We start from the raw sequence: 13,747 nt of genomic DNA, 5'->3' as shown, positions 1-13,747 counted from the left end.
GATGATTCCGTAGTGATGACTCAGGCATACTGAAACCATCGCCGACAGTTCGTCCGACGAGCGCCTTTGGGTGCATTTTTAGTAGTCGGGCCGCAACCGTCTCTGTATGACGGTAACGGACGATTCGACAGAGGAGCACGGCCATCACCTCCCGGCCGTCGAAGACTGGCCGAAAGGCTTCGGCGAGGCGTCGTGGTGGCCGATCATCACGGTACTCGGCGCATCAGGGTTCTACGTCGGTGCCGCACTGTACATTCTGGGACACGGCGGGGACACCATGGTCGGGCCGAACGTCGGCCCCATCGTGTTCATCTGTGCCGCCGCGGTCTTCCTCAGCGGACTGTACGGGTGGGTGTATCACGCCTTCGTCAAGCACTTCTGGAGCAAGGAGTCATCCGGCTCGCCGAAGCTACGCTTCGGGATGATAATGTTCCTCTGCACCGAAATCGCGACGTTCGGTGCCGGGTTCGTCTACTACTTCTTCATCCGGGTCGGGACGTGGCCCCCGTCAATCGGAGAGGTTCCCGACGTCGTCAGTTCGATCGTGTTCATCAACACGATACTGCTACTGGCCAGCAGTGTCACGATTCACTGGGCGCACATCCAACTCAGAAAGAACAACAGGAGTGGATTCATCGCCGGTCTCGCAACGACGCTCGTGCTGGGTGTCATATTCCTTGGCGGGCAGGTGTACGAGTACTACGACTTCATCATCGAAAAGGGATTCACCTTCACCGGTGGCGTGTTCAACAGCGCGTTCTTCGGTCTGACCGGACTGCACGGGCTGCACGTGACGATGGGTGCGGTGCTCCTGGGCATCGTGTTGGTTCGTTCGCTGTACGGGCAGTACTCCGCGGATCGTCACGTCTCCGTGACGACCGTCTCGATGTACTGGCACTTCGTGGACGCGGTGTGGATCTTCCTCGTCGTCGTGATCTACTTCGGTTCGCAGATCGACTTCTGACCGCGAACTCGTTTTCCCGTTTTCCCCGCTCCCGAGCGCTCGCTGTCGAGCAGGTGCTCTCCAAGCGCCAGTTCGAACGCTCCCACCTCGATGCGGCGATCCGTGAACACGGAAACACGCGTTCGCAAGATTGAAACGCGAGAATGGAGAATTCAGTGGTATGGAACTGCGGGTTATCGAGAAGAGCGATACGGAACTCCGGATCGAAATCGGGGGCGAGGACCACACCTTCATGAACGTGTTGAAGGGTGCACTCCTCGAAACCGAGGGCGTCGCGGCGGCGACCTACGACCTGAACCCCGAGCAGTCGGGTGGACAGACTGACCCCCTCCTCACCGTCAAAACCGAGGACGGGGTCGATCCCATCGACGCCTTGGAGGCGGGTGCACAGAACGTCAAAGACAAAACGGGCGCGTTCCACGAAGCGTTCACGAGCGCCTGAGTTTTCGGGTTCGTATTTCGTTTCGGTCTTCGTGATGCACGACGAGTGACCGGAAAGTCACATCCGAACCGGCACGTCACGGTCCGCGAGGTACTCCTTTACCTCCCGAATCGAGTACTCGCCGAAGTGGAAGATGGACGCCGCGAGCGCCGCATCCGCGTTCGCGTCGGTGAACACCTCGTACGCGTCCTCCGGGCCGCCACACCCCGACGAAGCGATGACGGGCGTCGAAACCGAATCGCAGACGGCCTTCGTCAGCGGGACGTCGTAACCGTCCTTCGTCCCGTCCGCGTCGATGGAGTTGACGAACAACTCGCCCGCGCCGCGCGATTCGGCTTCCTTCGCCCATTCGACCACGTCGATACCGGTCCCCTCGCGGCCGCCCTTGACCGTGCACTCGAACCAGCAGGACTCGCCGTCCACCTGTTCGTAGTGTTCACCCTCCTCGTCGAACCGCCTGCGGGCGTCGACGCTGATGACGATACACTGACTGCCGAACGCCGTCGCCCCCTCCGTCACGAGTTCCGGGCGCTCCAGCGCGGCGGTGTTGATGGACACCTTGTCCGCTCCGGCGCGCAGCGTCTCCTTGATGTCCTCGCGGGTTCGGATGCCGCCGCCGACGGTCAGCGGGATGAACACCTCGTCGGCGACAGAGGAGACCACGTTCAACATCGTCTCGCGGCCGTCCGCGCTGGCCGTGATGTCGAGGAAGACGAACTCGTCCGCGCCCGCCTCGTTGTACTGGCGCGCCATCTCGACGGGGTCGCCCGTGTACTGTAAGTCCTCGAAGTTGACGCCGGTGTACACCGCCGGGTTCCCGTCGTCGTCCAAGTCCACGTCGATACACGGGATGATCCGCTTGGTGAGAGTCATTGGGAGTGGGTTGGGAACCGGACGGCAAAAGGAGACGGGTTACGGGAAAGGTTGCGAATAGGGTGGTGAGAAAACAGAGTGTCGAGTGGAGTGGATTCCAACTACATTCGCTTCGCCTTCGTGATGCCGACAACAGAAGGTACGTAAACTTCGGCCCGATAGCACCGGTATGGCCGAAATCGACGTGGAACCCGTCGAGCAAATCGACGAGGACGTCGTCCCCGCGGGGATCGATGCACCTGAGTACGTGCTGTACGGCGGCAAAGGCGGCGTCGGAAAGACGACGATGGCCGCCGCGACGGCGCTGGCGAGCGCGCGCGATGGAACGCGAACGCTCGTCGTCTCGACCGACCCGGCACACTCCCTGTCGGACACGTTCGAGTACGACATTCCGGCGGAAGCGACGCGCATTCGGGAGGATATTCCCCTCTACGCGGCGGAGATCGATCCGGACGCCGCGCTGGAGGAACAGGCCGGAATGATGGGCGAAGGGAGTCCGCTCGGCGGCATGCTCGGCGACGAGGAGGATGGCCCGATGGCGTCGCTCCTCGGCGGGGCGATGCCCGGCGCGGACGAGGCCGCCGCGATGCAGAAGCTAATCGAGTTTCTGGACGACGAGCGGTTCGACCGCGTCGTCGTGGACACCGCGCCGACGGGCCACACCCTCCGGTTGCTGGAACTGCCCGAACTGATGGACACGATGGTGGGCCGGATGATGAGCCTGCGCCAGCGATTGAGCGGGATGATGGACGGCGTGAAGGACGTGTTCGGCGGCGGTGCGGACCCCGAGGAAGGAATGGAGAATCTCGACGTGCTCAAGGAACGGATTCAGGAACTCCGGACGACGCTGCGGGACCCGTCGCGGACCGACTTCCGCGTCGTCATGATTCCCGAGGAGATGAGCGTCTTCGAATCCAAGCGCCTGCTCGCGCGACTGGAGGAGTTCGGAATCCCGGTCGGAACCGTCGTCGTCAACCGCGTGATGGAGAACCTCGCGGACGTGACCGATTCGGTCGATTCGGATCGGTTCGCCACCCCGAACCTCGACGACTGTGAGTTCTGCCAACAGCGCTGGGAGGTCCAACAGGGCGCGCTTCGGGAAGCACAGGACGTGTTCCGCGGGCACACCATCAAACGCGTCCCGCTGTTCGCCGACGAGGTTCGCGGCGAGGAGATGTTGCGCGTCGTCGCCGCCTGTTTGGACTGATTCGACGGGAACGCCAACATTTTACTGAGAACATAACTACCGCGACGACGACGTAGAAAGCCCCCGCTTGCTACGAGGTGTCTGTATTTTGAGACTGCAAGTACCGAGCCGCATGAATTACCGCATCCGCCCCGCAACCGCCCACACGCCTCCCCAGCCGATTCGCTCCGACGCTCCTTCCGTCGCGCGCCGTGCGGTTGAACCGTATCGTGCAGCCTATCCAACCGAGTGGCGCGCGGGCCAGCAGGCCCGAGGATAGCGGTCATCCGAGGGTCTGATTGGCTATCGCGCAAGGGATGACTGAGCGACTAAAAGGAGCGAAGGAATCGGCTGGGGAGGATTGTGGTGCGGGGCGGTGCGGTGGTGTGGGTGGGTTGAAAGGGGCCGCCCGCTCGCGTGTATCGTGGGCGTCTCGGCGACCTCTCTTGGTGAAGACGAGCGAAGCGAGTCGAACCAAGATGTCGGTCGAGCGGCCGCGAGCGGGCGGGGGCTTTCGAGGCGGTCTACGTCCCAGCAACTGCACTCGTAAAACAATCGAAAACAGCACAACGAAGCGAGCGGGGACTTTCGAGGTAATTATCTCCGGAACTGCAATCACAAAAGAATCAAACACGCCCACTCGTCGCGCTTCCCGAATCAGTCGAAGAACTTCTTGACCCAGTCATTGGTCGAGAGGTCGGAGAACGTCCCGTACAGTTTGTCGAGCCACGCGGCGGGAAGGATGCGCGCGTACTCGGTTATCCGCGCCATCGTCCCGACCTGATAGCGGACGTTCGGGTGCTGAACGTTCGCCGCGTCGAGGATGGTGTCGGCGACTTCCTTGGGGTGGACCGCGCCGGGCATGCCGCCGTCGATGGCCTGCCGGTCGCCGTACATCTTGTAGAAACTTTCGTATCCACCGGAGCGCTCGACGCCTTCGACCTCGTCGCTCGCGCGGTCGTAGAACTCGGTGTCGACCGGGCCGGGTTCGACCAACACGACGTCCACGTCGTACTCGGAGACTTCGCCGCGAAGGGAGTCCGAGATACCTTCCAGCGCGAACTTCGACCCGCTGTAGATTCCCATGCCGGGCACCGCCACGCGGCCGACCGCGCTGGAGACGTTGATGATGGTCCCTTTTCCGCGCTCGCGCATGTGCTCCAATGCGGCGCGGGCCAGTCGAAGCGGCCCGTAGACGTTCACGTCGAACTGCGCGTGAACCTGTTCGATCGGCACGTCCTCGACGGGACCGGGCTGAGCGTAGCCCGCGTTGTTGACGAGGCAGTCGAGGTGGCCGTGCTCGTCGATGATCCTCCCGATGACGCGCTCCACATCCTCGTCCTCGGTGACGTCGAGCGTCGAAATGGTACAGCCCTTCTCCCCGAGCGTCTCGATATCGGCGGGGTTTCGAGCGGTCGCATACACTTCCCAGCCGTCCGCGAGAAACGAGAGCGCAGCCTCCCGACCGATTCCCGACGAACAGCCAGTTATCAGCACAGTCTCAGCCATGGGGTTTCCTTCGGACGGGGGTGGCTAAGTATCAACGGTTTCCTTCACGTCATCAGCGTAGGCATCCGCCCGCCGCGTCGGTTCGGGAAGTTTGTAACCCGCACAGAGCTGCCAGACCAAATCCGCGGTCGTCTCGGCGCTCACGCGATGGCCCGAACTAACGTACAACGGGTTGATGTGGCGCTTCTCGGGGTTCGGATACTGACGCGACTGGAGCGCGTACCCGATGACCGTTCCGTCGGGCGCGCTGACCCGCGAGTTCGCAACGACCGGCACGCGCTCGCCTGCGTCCATGTGCCCCTGCGGCGGGTCGCGCAACTCGCCACAGAGCAGGTTCTTGGCGACGCCGACGGTCGGCAGGTCCAGCATCACGCCGATGTGCGTGGCGATTCCGGCCTGCCGGAAGTGAATCCGTCCGCTTCCGTCCACCACGGCGAGGTCGGGCGAGACGGTCAACTTCTCGAAGGCGCGCAAAATTGCGGTTCCCTCCCGGAACGACAGCAGTCCGGGGATGTACGGAATCTCCGTCTCGACGGCGGCGTGGACGCGCTCCACGACCTCCCCGTCCCGCGACGCGACGAGCGCGCTCACGGCGAGGTCGTCGATGAAGGCTTGGTCCACACCGACGACGACGGGGGATTCATCGGTTGTGGGCGTCTCGTCACCGGTCGGCAGGTGCGTCTGCTCCTCGTCGGTCGCTTCCGCACGAACGCTCTCCGCGTCGAAGTCGAACGCGTCCTCGAAAATAGCCGTCTCCGCCACCTCGTACTGGAGCGCTTCCATCTCCTCGCGCGAGAGCGACGCGTCCGGAACGAATTCGGGGTGGGCGAGGTCGGTCATTTCATCAGAACCGGCGGCGGCCTCCGCCACCCATCCCGCCACGTCCACCGCCCCCGCCGATATCGAGTTCGGAGGGACCACCCGTACCGCGGTTTTTCAACCAAGCGCCGTACAGCAGGCCGATTCCCAGCCCGGTCAGGTGGGCCAGTTGGGCGACGCCGTTCGCGCCTGGTCCGGCGGAGACGCTCACGAATCCGGAGTAGATGGCGAAGCCGATGGTCGCCACCCAGAGCGGCACCGGGAGGATGAAGTAGATGTAAATCTTCATGTTCGGGTTCAGAACCGTGAGGACCCCCATGACGGCCATGATAGCGCCGCTCGCGCCGAGAACTGCGGCGTTTCCGCCCATCAATCCGACGACGCCGACCTGTGCCAGTCCGGCGAGGATACCGCTCCCGAGGAACAACGCGGTGAACTTCTTGCTCCCGATGTACCGCTCCAGCACCTGTCCGAAGAAGTACAGCACGATACCGTTGAAGAGGATGTGGAAGAAACTGTATGGGTCGTGTGCGAAGATGGACGTGACCCACGTCCAGACGCGGGCGATGTGATTCGTCTGGAGGACGAACAGTTTGTCGAACAGCGCCACATCCCCCATCACGTTGAGGACGACGATTTCCGCGATAAACGTCCCAACCATCAGCGCGAGGAACACGAACGTCATATTCCCGCGGAAGTAGCTCAGCGGGCCGCCAGTGCGGGCGGCGGCGCTGAATCGACCGCCGCTGTTGTTCGCACTGTCATCGAAGCCACTGTCGAACACTCCCTCCGGGTCGTTCCACTTGTCCAACCCCGGACAGGAGTGATTCTCCGGGAGTCGGTGCTCGGCACAGAACGTCCCGCCGCACATCCGGCACTGGTACGGCATATTCTCGTTCTGCCCACACACGTCGCATTGCGCCATTGTTCCATGGTTTGAACCGACCGGTCAAATGGGTTTGGGTGCGTGGCGGACGTGGAAAATAGGGGACAAAATCGAGCGCCGAGAAACCGTCGAACGAGTCGGATTTCCGCGCACAGTAGACAGGGAAATTGTAGAACTGTCGGATGGTTGTCACCGGCCGAAGCCGGATTCCAGAAGCCACAGCAGTTGGTCGGTCAGCGTGTCCGGGTCGTCGTGGTCGTCGGCCGACCCCGAAAGTTCGGTCGGGTGATGTCCCGAGTACAGAGGGCAGGAAGCTTTTGACTGCTGGCCGAGGAGTATGGGATGTGAAGGAGTACGAACGAAAAGGACTGCTGGAGCGGGTCGAACGTGAAAGCGCGACCCTGGGCGCGTCGATTCCCGAGTCGATTTCGGTGCAGGGAGAGGAGATCGACCTCCGCGAGTTCGTCTTCGAAATCAAACGTCGGGAAACGATCCCGGAGGGCGAACGCGACCGCGTGGAGCGGGCGAAACGGAACCTGCGCCGCGAGCGCCTCCAGCGCAAGGAACGGCTGGAAGAAGCGGACATCACCAAGGAGGAGGGCGAACAGTTGGTCGAAAGCATCATCGGCATCGACCGCGCGCTGAACGCGCTCGAAAACCTCGGGCCGACGAATCTGGAAGCCGAAGGGAGTGCCAAGGAGGCCGCCGACCAGAAACGGTGGATGTCGTTCCTCCAGCAGGCGCTCGGCAACGAAAGCAGCGGGAAACGATCACGATTATGAGCCGAAACGAGGAAGTCGCGGCGTTGTTCGAGGAGTACGCCGACTTGGTCGAAGCGCAAGACGTCCAGTACAAACCGCAGGCCTACCGTCGGGCGGCGGACAATATCCGCGACTACCCGGAGGACATCGCGGAGTTGGCCGAGCAGGGACCCGACGCAGTCGGGGAAATCCCGCAGGTCGGCGACTCGATTGCGAGCAAAGTCATCGAATACTTCGAGACCGGCGAAATCGAGGAACTGGAGGAGGAACGCGAGAACCTCCCCGTCGAGATGGTTGAACTGACGCGCGTCGAGGGCGTCGGCCCGAAGACGGTCGGGAGCCTCTACGAGGAACTCGGTATCCGAACGCTGGACGACTTGGAGGACGCGGCCCGCGAGGGGGAGATTCAGGAGATCAAGGGCTACGGTCCCAAGACGGAGGAGAACATCCTCGACGGGATCGAGTTCGCCCGGACGGTACGGGGGCGGGAACTGCTCGGCGACGCTCGGCCGGTCGGGGACCAAGTGCTCGCCTTCTTCGACGGGATTCCGTCCGTCGGGCGGCACGAACTCGCCGGGTCGCTTCGGCGCTGGCGCGAGACCATCGGAGATATCGACGTGCTCGCAGAGAGCGAGGAAGACGAGAAGGAGGCGGTCATCGAAGCGTTCACAGATTGGGAGCGGGCGACGGAGGTCATCGAGTCGGGGACCGACAAGGCCGCTATCCGCGTCTCGGACATGCGCATCGACCTCCGCGTCGTCGTCCCCGAGGAGTTCGGCAGCGCGCTCCAGTACTTCACCGGAAGCAAGAACCACAACATCACCCTGCGGAACTACGCCATCGAACAGGGGTACAAGGTGAACGAGTACGGCGTGTTCGACGTGAGTGATGTCGAGAACCCCGACGCAGGCCAGCGCGTCGGCGAGAAGGTCGCGAGCGAGACGGAAGCCAGCATGTACGAGGCGCTCGGCCTGCCGCTCATCGCACCGGAGATGCGCGAGGACAACGGAGAAATCGACGCCGCGTTGAACGACGACCTCCCCGACCTCATCGAGGAGGGCGACGTGCGCGGCGACCTCCACCTGCACACGAACTGGTCGGACGGGAACAACACCATCGCGGAGATGATCGAGGGTGCGGCCGAGTTCGGCCACGACTACATCGTCATCTCCGACCACGCGACGGGGTCCGGGATGGTCGGCGGCGTCGGATTGGACGACGAGGAACTCGAAGAACAGATAGCCGAGGTACGTGCGGCCGCCGAGGACGCCCCCATCGACGTGTTCACCGGCGTCGAGGCGAACATCGATCCGGACGGCGGAATCAGCGTCGGTGACGACGTGCTCGCCGAACTGGACATCGTCGTCGCCTCGCCGCACAGCAGCCTGGACGGTGACGCCACCGACCGGCTGATTCGGGCGATCGAACATCCGAGCGTCGATATTCTCGGCCACCCGAGCGGCCGACTCATCAATCGACGACCGGGCCACGATTTCGACGTGCGCGAAGTGGCGAGCGCCGCCGCGGACAACGGCGTCGCACTGGAAATCAACAGCAACACGCACCGTCTCGACCTCTGGGGTGCGGCGGTGCAGGTCGCGGTCGAGGAGGGCGCGACCATCGCCATCGACACCGACGCTCACAGCCCCGGTGAGTACGGGAACATCAGGTACGGGATTCACACCGCGCGGCGCGGTTGGGCCGAGGCGCGCGACGTGCTCAACACCCGCGACGCCGCGGGCGTCCGCGAGTTCCTGCACTGATGGACCGCCTCTTTCTTGACGTGATGTTGGGAAAGCTCGCGACGTATCTACGGATGTGTGGCTACGACGCCGCGTACGCGCTGGACAGGGGTGTCGAGGACGACGACGTGATTCTCGAACTGGCCGAATCGGAGGACAGGACGCTCCTCACGCGGGACGTGGAACTCGCGGGGCGTTCCGAGGACGCGATTTGCATCGAGTCGCTCGACGTGGAGGACCAATTGGGAGAACTGCGGGAGCACGGATTTTCACTCTCGCTCTCCGAACCCGCTCGTTGTTCGGACTGTAACGGGCGACTGGTTCGGGAGCGTGAGGGAAAGGAGATACCGGAACACGTCCCCGACGGAAAGAGGGTATGGCGGTGTCGGGACTGTGGAAAGCTATTCTGGAAGGGAAGCCACTGGGAGTCGGTCGAAGAGACGCTATCGAAACTCTAGCGGTTGGACTGCCAGCGGTCGCAGGCGTCCATGTCGGTCATTCGCCGGTCGTGGAGTCCGCAGTACGGTGTCATCCCGGTGTCAGTACGGACGTAATCGAAGTGGACGCAGTTGCCGCAGTACGCGTCCGTCGGGCCCACCGGGGACGAAGCGGACGGCCGGTCGGTATCCATCGGCGAGGTAATGTCGTCGCTCGCCGCGCCGCCGTCACTAACGGGGGCGGTGGGGGTCGCTTTCGCGCTGGGCGATTCCATGCCGGTCGGATCGTCGCCGAAGACGCCGATGCCGCCAAACCCGCGCGGTTTCTCGACTTCGACGATTTTCGTCTCGCCCTTTCCCGTGACTTCCATCGTGACGGTCCCGCCGGGGTCGTTCCGCGTCTTGAAGTTGACGACGGCGGTGAACAGACACCAAAACGTCGTCATGAGGCCGACGAAGTAGACGGCGACGACGGGCAGCGTGAGGTGTTGGCCGTGTCCGGCCCAGTGATGCGGGTAGGCGTACCAGAACATGGCGACGCCGAGAACCGTGATGCTGGACCCGATGGCCGCCGCCGCGCGCACGCGGTCGCTCGTCGCCGGGAGGACGACGAACACACCGACGAAAACGGCGGGGACGCCCAGTCCGGCGGAGATACCCGCGAACTTCCGTGCGCCGTACATGTCCAACCCGACGGCCGAGAACAGGTTCGTCGTCGCCGCGAGGATTCCCACGACGACGAGCAACGACCCGACGAGAAACAGGCCGACGCCGAGATAGAGACGCCGGGGGCGCTTTTTCACGCCGCCGTGCCCTTCGTACGTTTCCCCGAGGCTTGTCATGTGTCTGCCATTGGAGTCCTCCTACTAAACTACTACGTCAGACAGCCATCAGAATTATTGTACATGGATTCGATAGTGCGTCGGAAATCGGATACTGAGACGACTATCTCTCTTTCTACTTTACCGACTGTTCTACGACCTCCCGGAAACAACTACGATCTGATTGGTCCAGAAGACGACGAGTCTCGAGCGACCGAAGGGAGCGGTAGGCTGGTGACGCAACCGCCCAGAAATCTCGCATTGACACAACCGCCAGAGTCAGCAACCGACACAGCCGCCAATCGCCAGAAATTCCATCGAAAGACCGCAGGTCTTTCGAGCCATCAAAATCGCACCACGATTTTGAGACTCCGGAAAATCGAAGATTTTCCGGGCCGACGACCGACCACCGGGAGGGAGGAGTGCTTTTGGTCCAGCTTTTACAGGGAAGCGACGGCGGTTTCGTGTCGTTTACGAAACCGCCGTCAACTTCCCGTCGTAAAAGGTGGGTTCGAAAAGCATAATCCGCGCCCTCGCAAACCCCACGGTATGGCCGACGATAACGAAGACGAGGGACCCGCCGTCGAACTCGGCGACGGTGAACCCGTCGATGGCGCACCTATCGCGCGAATCTCTTCGCGGCTGTTCTGGCCCATTCAGAAGAGCGAAATCGCGCGCCGGGAAGGAAGCGAGACGATTCGAACGCCGGACGGACCACAGCAACTCGACGCCATTCTGGAGGAAGTCGAGATGACGTACTTCCAGACCGAACAGGCGTTTACCGGCGCAGTTCGCGACGTTATCGGCACGGGTCCGGTCCCGACCGCCGACGATTCGTGAACTTCTCCCGAAACGTCGAGGACGGGTCGTTCGGCCTCTCGTGGGTACAGTTAACGTTCCTCGTCGGCGGGATCATCACGGTTTCGTGGTCGTACCTACCGAGCACGGGAGGCAGCCTGAACCTACGCGTCATCCGCGACACGACGCTGTACATCCTGATTCCCGGCGTACTGGCGATAACGCACGGCCGTCACCTTGGCTATCGGGTGGATCGAAAGGCGATACGCAACACGTTGATTCTCGCGGCGTTCGTGATTCCGATTTACGTCGTCGGGTCGTCGCTGCCGACCATTCGGACGTACTACCCGATGTGGGAGACGAGCGCGGCGCTCGGGAGCTTTCTCCCGCACTCGGTAAAGCAGTTCATCGTCGTGCTCGCGGCTGAGACCTACTACCGCGGGTTTCTCTGCGTCGGCCTGCGAAAGATCGGATACAAGAGCGCCTTCGTGAGTCCGGTGATCTATGCGTTCCATCACCTCGGAAAACCGCCCATCGAAGTCGTGCTGTCGGCACCGACGGACGTGCTGTTCGGCGTGGTGGATTTCAACTGCGATTCGTTGCTTCCGTCCGTCGTGGCCCACGGCGTCGGACTGATGCTTCTTGACTGGTTGGTGCTTCACAAGCCGCTCATTCCGCCCGAGAGGGTCGTCCACTGGCTCTCGTGGATTCCGGTGCACATGTGATGGTGGTCGATTTCCCGCAGTTCGTCGCTTTCCTCGTTCGGAACGTTCAACCGGCCCGCGGCGGAACCCCCACGTAATGTTCGGGATGGTCGAGCGCGTGGAGGACGAGGTGTCCCCGATGGCGGCCCTCGCGGTCGCCATCGTCGCGGTCAGCACGAGCGCCATCCTCATCGAACTCAGTCACGCGCCGAGTATCATCAAGGCGTTTTATCGGTCGCTGTTCACGACGCTCCTTCTCGCGCCGCTCGCGGTCACGCGGTATCGGGACGACCTGCGAACCTTCTCGGGGCGGGATCTGTTCATCGCCGTCGTCACGGGGTGTGCCCTCGCCGCACACTTCATCGCGTGGTTCGCGAGTCTGGACTGGACGACTGTCGCGGCGTCCGTGACGCTGGTCCAATCCCAACCCCTGTTCGTCATGGTCGGCGCGTGGGCGCTGCTCGACGAACGCGTCACCCGACGAACGATGATCGGAATTTTCGTCGCACTGCTCGGGATGGTGGCGATGTCGCTGAGCGGCCTGCTCTCGAACGCCGTCGTCGCCAGGGCGCGGCCGCTGTACGGAAACGGACTCGCAATCGTCGGGGCGATAGCGGCGGCGGGATACGTCCTCGCCGGGCGGTCGCTCCGCCAGCGCGTGTCGCTGATTCCGTACGTGACGGTCGTGTACAGCGTGACCACCGTCGTCCTGTTCGGTGCCGCACTGACCAGCGACGCGACGGTCGCCCTTACGGCCTACCGACCGACGGAGTGGTTCCTCTTTCTCGGGATGGCCGTCGGGCCGGGAATCTTCGGCCACACGATAATCAACTGGGCGCTGAAGTACGTCGAATCGAGCGTCGTGAGCGTCACACTCCTCGGCGAACCCGTGGGGAGCACGATCCTCGCGTTACTCATCCTCGGGCAGACGCCGGGGCTCGCGACCATCATCGGCGGAACCGTCGTGCTCGCCGGGATCTACGTCGCTTCGACCGGGGGAAAAAGCGCGGCGTCCCAGTAGTCAGTACTCGGTAATCAGTACTCGGTACTCGGTAGTCGGTACTCAGTACTCCGGTCGTTCCTCGTACTCGATCGGGTCGCGCACGCCGACGTTTCGGAACGCCTGCAAGCGAAGCGCACACGAGTCACAGGTTCCGCAGGCCGGTTCCTCCGCGCGGTAGCAACTCCACGTCAGTTCGTACGGAACGTCGAGTTCGACGCCGCGCTCCGCGATGTCCGTTTTGCGGAACTCGACGAACGGCGCGACGAGTTCGATGTTCGTCTCGTCCTTCGTGCCGGTGTCCACCACGGCCTGGAACGCCTCGAAGAACTGTGGGCGGCAGTCGGGATACCCCGAAAAGTCCTCGCTGTGTGCGCCGATGAAGACGGCATCGCAGTCGTTCGCTTCCGCACAGGAGACCGCCATCGAGAGCAGGTTCGCGTTCCGGAACGGGACGTAGGTGTCCGGCACTTCGTCGCTCTCCAAATCGGCGTCCTCGACGTCCATCTCGTCGTCGGTCAGGCTCGATCCACCGATCGTGGCGAGGTGGCTCGTCTCGACGTGCAGGAATCCGGCGTCGAGTTCCTCGGCCTGTCGCTTCGCGCAGTCGAACTCCTTCATCTCGGTTCGTTGACCGTAGGACGTGTGCAGGAAGTACGGTTCGTACCCGCGTTCGCGTGCTTCGTAGGCCACGGTCGCGCTGTCCATCCCGCCGGAGGCGAGGATGACGGCGCGTTTTTCGGTCTGTTCGTCCGTCGCAGTCGAGTCGTCCGATGAATCGTTCGATGTCATGAATATCGTGTTT

The 13,747-nt window shown here is 62.8% G+C and carries 15 protein-coding genes; 9 read left to right on the top strand and 6 right to left on the bottom strand.

Features of this window, described 5'->3' with window-relative positions; all coding sequences use genetic code 11:
- The first annotated feature begins 106 nt into the window (after positions 1-106).
- Both NKF26_RS09910 and NKF26_RS09905 read left to right on the top strand, forming a co-directional pair.
- Complete coding sequence (locus NKF26_RS09910; RefSeq protein ID WP_253226416.1) at positions 107-964, top strand: heme-copper oxidase subunit III; 858 nt, start codon at positions 107-109, stop codon at positions 962-964.
- Between the two features lie 160 nt (positions 965-1,124).
- Positions 1,125-1,406: a DNA-directed RNA polymerase subunit L gene (locus NKF26_RS09905; protein WP_253226417.1), complete on the top strand. Its 282-nt coding sequence runs from the start codon at positions 1,125-1,127 to the stop codon at positions 1,404-1,406.
- 57 nt (positions 1,407-1,463) lie between these two features.
- Here NKF26_RS09905 and hisF read toward each other — a convergent pair whose 3' ends face one another.
- Positions 1,464-2,279 (bottom strand): imidazole glycerol phosphate synthase subunit HisF, encoded by an 816-nt coding sequence (hisF, locus tag NKF26_RS09900; RefSeq protein ID WP_253226418.1) that lies wholly within the window; start codon positions 2,277-2,279, stop codon positions 1,464-1,466.
- A 169-nt stretch (positions 2,280-2,448) separates the two neighbouring features.
- Here hisF and NKF26_RS09895 point away from each other — a divergent pair, with 169 nt between their 5' ends.
- The gene (locus tag NKF26_RS09895; RefSeq protein WP_253234249.1) at positions 2,449-3,486 is read left to right on the top strand and encodes a TRC40/GET3/ArsA family transport-energizing ATPase; all 1,038 of its coding nucleotides are present in this window, start codon (positions 2,449-2,451) and stop codon (positions 3,484-3,486) included.
- Between the two features lie 636 nt (positions 3,487-4,122).
- Here the strand turns inward: NKF26_RS09895 and NKF26_RS09890 are convergent.
- Genes NKF26_RS09890 through NKF26_RS09880 form a run of 3 tightly spaced genes read right to left on the bottom strand, consistent with a single transcriptional unit; the run spans position 4,123 to position 6,718 of the window.
- Positions 4,123-4,974, bottom strand: a complete 852-nt coding sequence (locus NKF26_RS09890) for an SDR family oxidoreductase (RefSeq protein WP_253234248.1) — start codon at positions 4,972-4,974, stop codon at positions 4,123-4,125.
- 24 nt (positions 4,975-4,998) lie between these two features.
- The gene (locus NKF26_RS09885) at positions 4,999-5,814 is read right to left on the bottom strand and encodes an endonuclease V (protein ID WP_253234275.1); all 816 of its coding nucleotides are present in this window, start codon (positions 5,812-5,814) and stop codon (positions 4,999-5,001) included.
- A 4-nt stretch (positions 5,815-5,818) separates the two neighbouring features.
- A complete protein-coding gene (locus tag NKF26_RS09880; RefSeq protein ID WP_253226421.1) occupies positions 5,819-6,718 on the bottom strand; it encodes a rhomboid family intramembrane serine protease in 900 nt (299 codons plus the stop codon).
- A 305-nt stretch (positions 6,719-7,023) separates the two neighbouring features.
- Here NKF26_RS09880 and NKF26_RS09875 point away from each other — a divergent pair, with 305 nt between their 5' ends.
- Genes NKF26_RS09875 through NKF26_RS09865 form a run of 3 tightly spaced genes read left to right on the top strand, consistent with a single transcriptional unit; the run spans position 7,024 to position 9,640 of the window.
- Positions 7,024-7,461, top strand: a complete 438-nt coding sequence (locus NKF26_RS09875; protein ID WP_066143621.1) for a DUF5788 family protein — start codon at positions 7,024-7,026, stop codon at positions 7,459-7,461.
- The gene (gene polX / locus NKF26_RS09870; protein ID WP_253234247.1) at positions 7,458-9,203 is read left to right on the top strand and encodes a DNA polymerase/3'-5' exonuclease PolX; all 1,746 of its coding nucleotides are present in this window, start codon (positions 7,458-7,460) and stop codon (positions 9,201-9,203) included. The genes NKF26_RS09875 and polX overlap by 4 nt, the downstream gene beginning before the upstream one ends.
- Complete coding sequence (locus tag NKF26_RS09865) at positions 9,200-9,640, top strand: Mut7-C RNAse domain-containing protein (protein WP_253234274.1); 441 nt, start codon at positions 9,200-9,202, stop codon at positions 9,638-9,640. Before polX ends, NKF26_RS09865 begins: the two co-directional genes overlap by 4 nt.
- Here the strand turns inward: NKF26_RS09865 and NKF26_RS09860 are convergent.
- Positions 9,637-10,461, bottom strand: a complete 825-nt coding sequence (locus NKF26_RS09860; RefSeq protein ID WP_253234246.1) for a hypothetical protein — start codon at positions 10,459-10,461, stop codon at positions 9,637-9,639. The two genes, NKF26_RS09865 and NKF26_RS09860, sit on opposite strands and share 4 nt — an antisense overlap.
- A 528-nt stretch (positions 10,462-10,989) precedes the next feature.
- Here NKF26_RS09860 and NKF26_RS09855 point away from each other — a divergent pair.
- The 3 genes from NKF26_RS09855 to NKF26_RS09845 all read left to right on the top strand — a co-directional run bounded on the left by NKF26_RS09855 (position 10,990) and on the right by NKF26_RS09845 (position 12,963).
- The gene (locus NKF26_RS09855) at positions 10,990-11,280 is read left to right on the top strand and encodes a DUF5789 family protein (RefSeq protein WP_253226424.1); all 291 of its coding nucleotides are present in this window, start codon (positions 10,990-10,992) and stop codon (positions 11,278-11,280) included.
- 71 nt (positions 11,281-11,351) lie between these two features.
- Complete coding sequence (locus tag NKF26_RS24370; RefSeq protein ID WP_369682136.1) at positions 11,352-11,963, top strand: CPBP family glutamic-type intramembrane protease; 612 nt, start codon at positions 11,352-11,354, stop codon at positions 11,961-11,963.
- Positions 11,964-12,039: 76 nt separating this feature from the next.
- Positions 12,040-12,963: a DMT family transporter gene (locus NKF26_RS09845; RefSeq protein WP_253234245.1), complete on the top strand. Its 924-nt coding sequence runs from the start codon at positions 12,040-12,042 to the stop codon at positions 12,961-12,963.
- Between the two features lie 42 nt (positions 12,964-13,005).
- Here the strand turns inward: NKF26_RS09845 and queC are convergent, their stop codons facing one another.
- Positions 13,006-13,734, bottom strand: a complete 729-nt coding sequence (gene queC / locus NKF26_RS09840) for a 7-cyano-7-deazaguanine synthase QueC (protein WP_253226427.1) — start codon at positions 13,732-13,734, stop codon at positions 13,006-13,008.
- Positions 13,735-13,747 lie beyond the last annotated feature (13 nt).

The organism is Haladaptatus sp. AB618, assembly GCF_024136965.1.
GTDB lineage: Archaea > Halobacteriota > Halobacteria > Halobacteriales > Haladaptataceae > Haladaptatus.
This window is presented reverse-complemented; position numbering and strand designations above follow the sequence as displayed.

Bases quoted from the DNA above. Each gene is read 5' to 3' on its own strand.
- NKF26_RS09910 (WP_253226416.1), top strand. From the start codon at position 107: ATGACGGTAACGGACGATTCGACAGAGGAGCACGGCCATCACCTCCCG.
- NKF26_RS09905 (WP_253226417.1), top strand. From the start codon at position 1,125: ATGGAACTGCGGGTTATCGAGAAGAGCGATACGGAACTCCGGATCGAA.
- hisF (WP_253226418.1), bottom strand. From the start codon at position 2,279: ATGACTCTCACCAAGCGGATCATCCCGTGTATCGACGTGGACTTGGAC.
- NKF26_RS09895 (WP_253234249.1), top strand. From the start codon at position 2,449: ATGGCCGAAATCGACGTGGAACCCGTCGAGCAAATCGACGAGGACGTC.
- NKF26_RS09890 (WP_253234248.1), bottom strand. From the start codon at position 4,974: ATGGCTGAGACTGTGCTGATAACTGGCTGTTCGTCGGGAATCGGTCGG.
- NKF26_RS09885 (WP_253234275.1), bottom strand. From the start codon at position 5,814: ATGACCGACCTCGCCCACCCCGAATTCGTTCCGGACGCGTCGCTCTCG.
- NKF26_RS09880 (WP_253226421.1), bottom strand. From the start codon at position 6,718: ATGGCGCAATGCGACGTGTGTGGGCAGAACGAGAATATGCCGTACCAG.
- polX (WP_253234247.1), top strand. From the start codon at position 7,458: ATGAGCCGAAACGAGGAAGTCGCGGCGTTGTTCGAGGAGTACGCCGAC.
- NKF26_RS09860 (WP_253234246.1), bottom strand. From the start codon at position 10,461: ATGACAAGCCTCGGGGAAACGTACGAAGGGCACGGCGGCGTGAAAAAG.
- NKF26_RS09855 (WP_253226424.1), top strand. From the start codon at position 10,990: ATGGCCGACGATAACGAAGACGAGGGACCCGCCGTCGAACTCGGCGAC.
- NKF26_RS09845 (WP_253234245.1), top strand. From the start codon at position 12,040: ATGTTCGGGATGGTCGAGCGCGTGGAGGACGAGGTGTCCCCGATGGCG.
- queC (WP_253226427.1), bottom strand. From the start codon at position 13,734: ATGACATCGAACGATTCATCGGACGACTCGACTGCGACGGACGAACAG.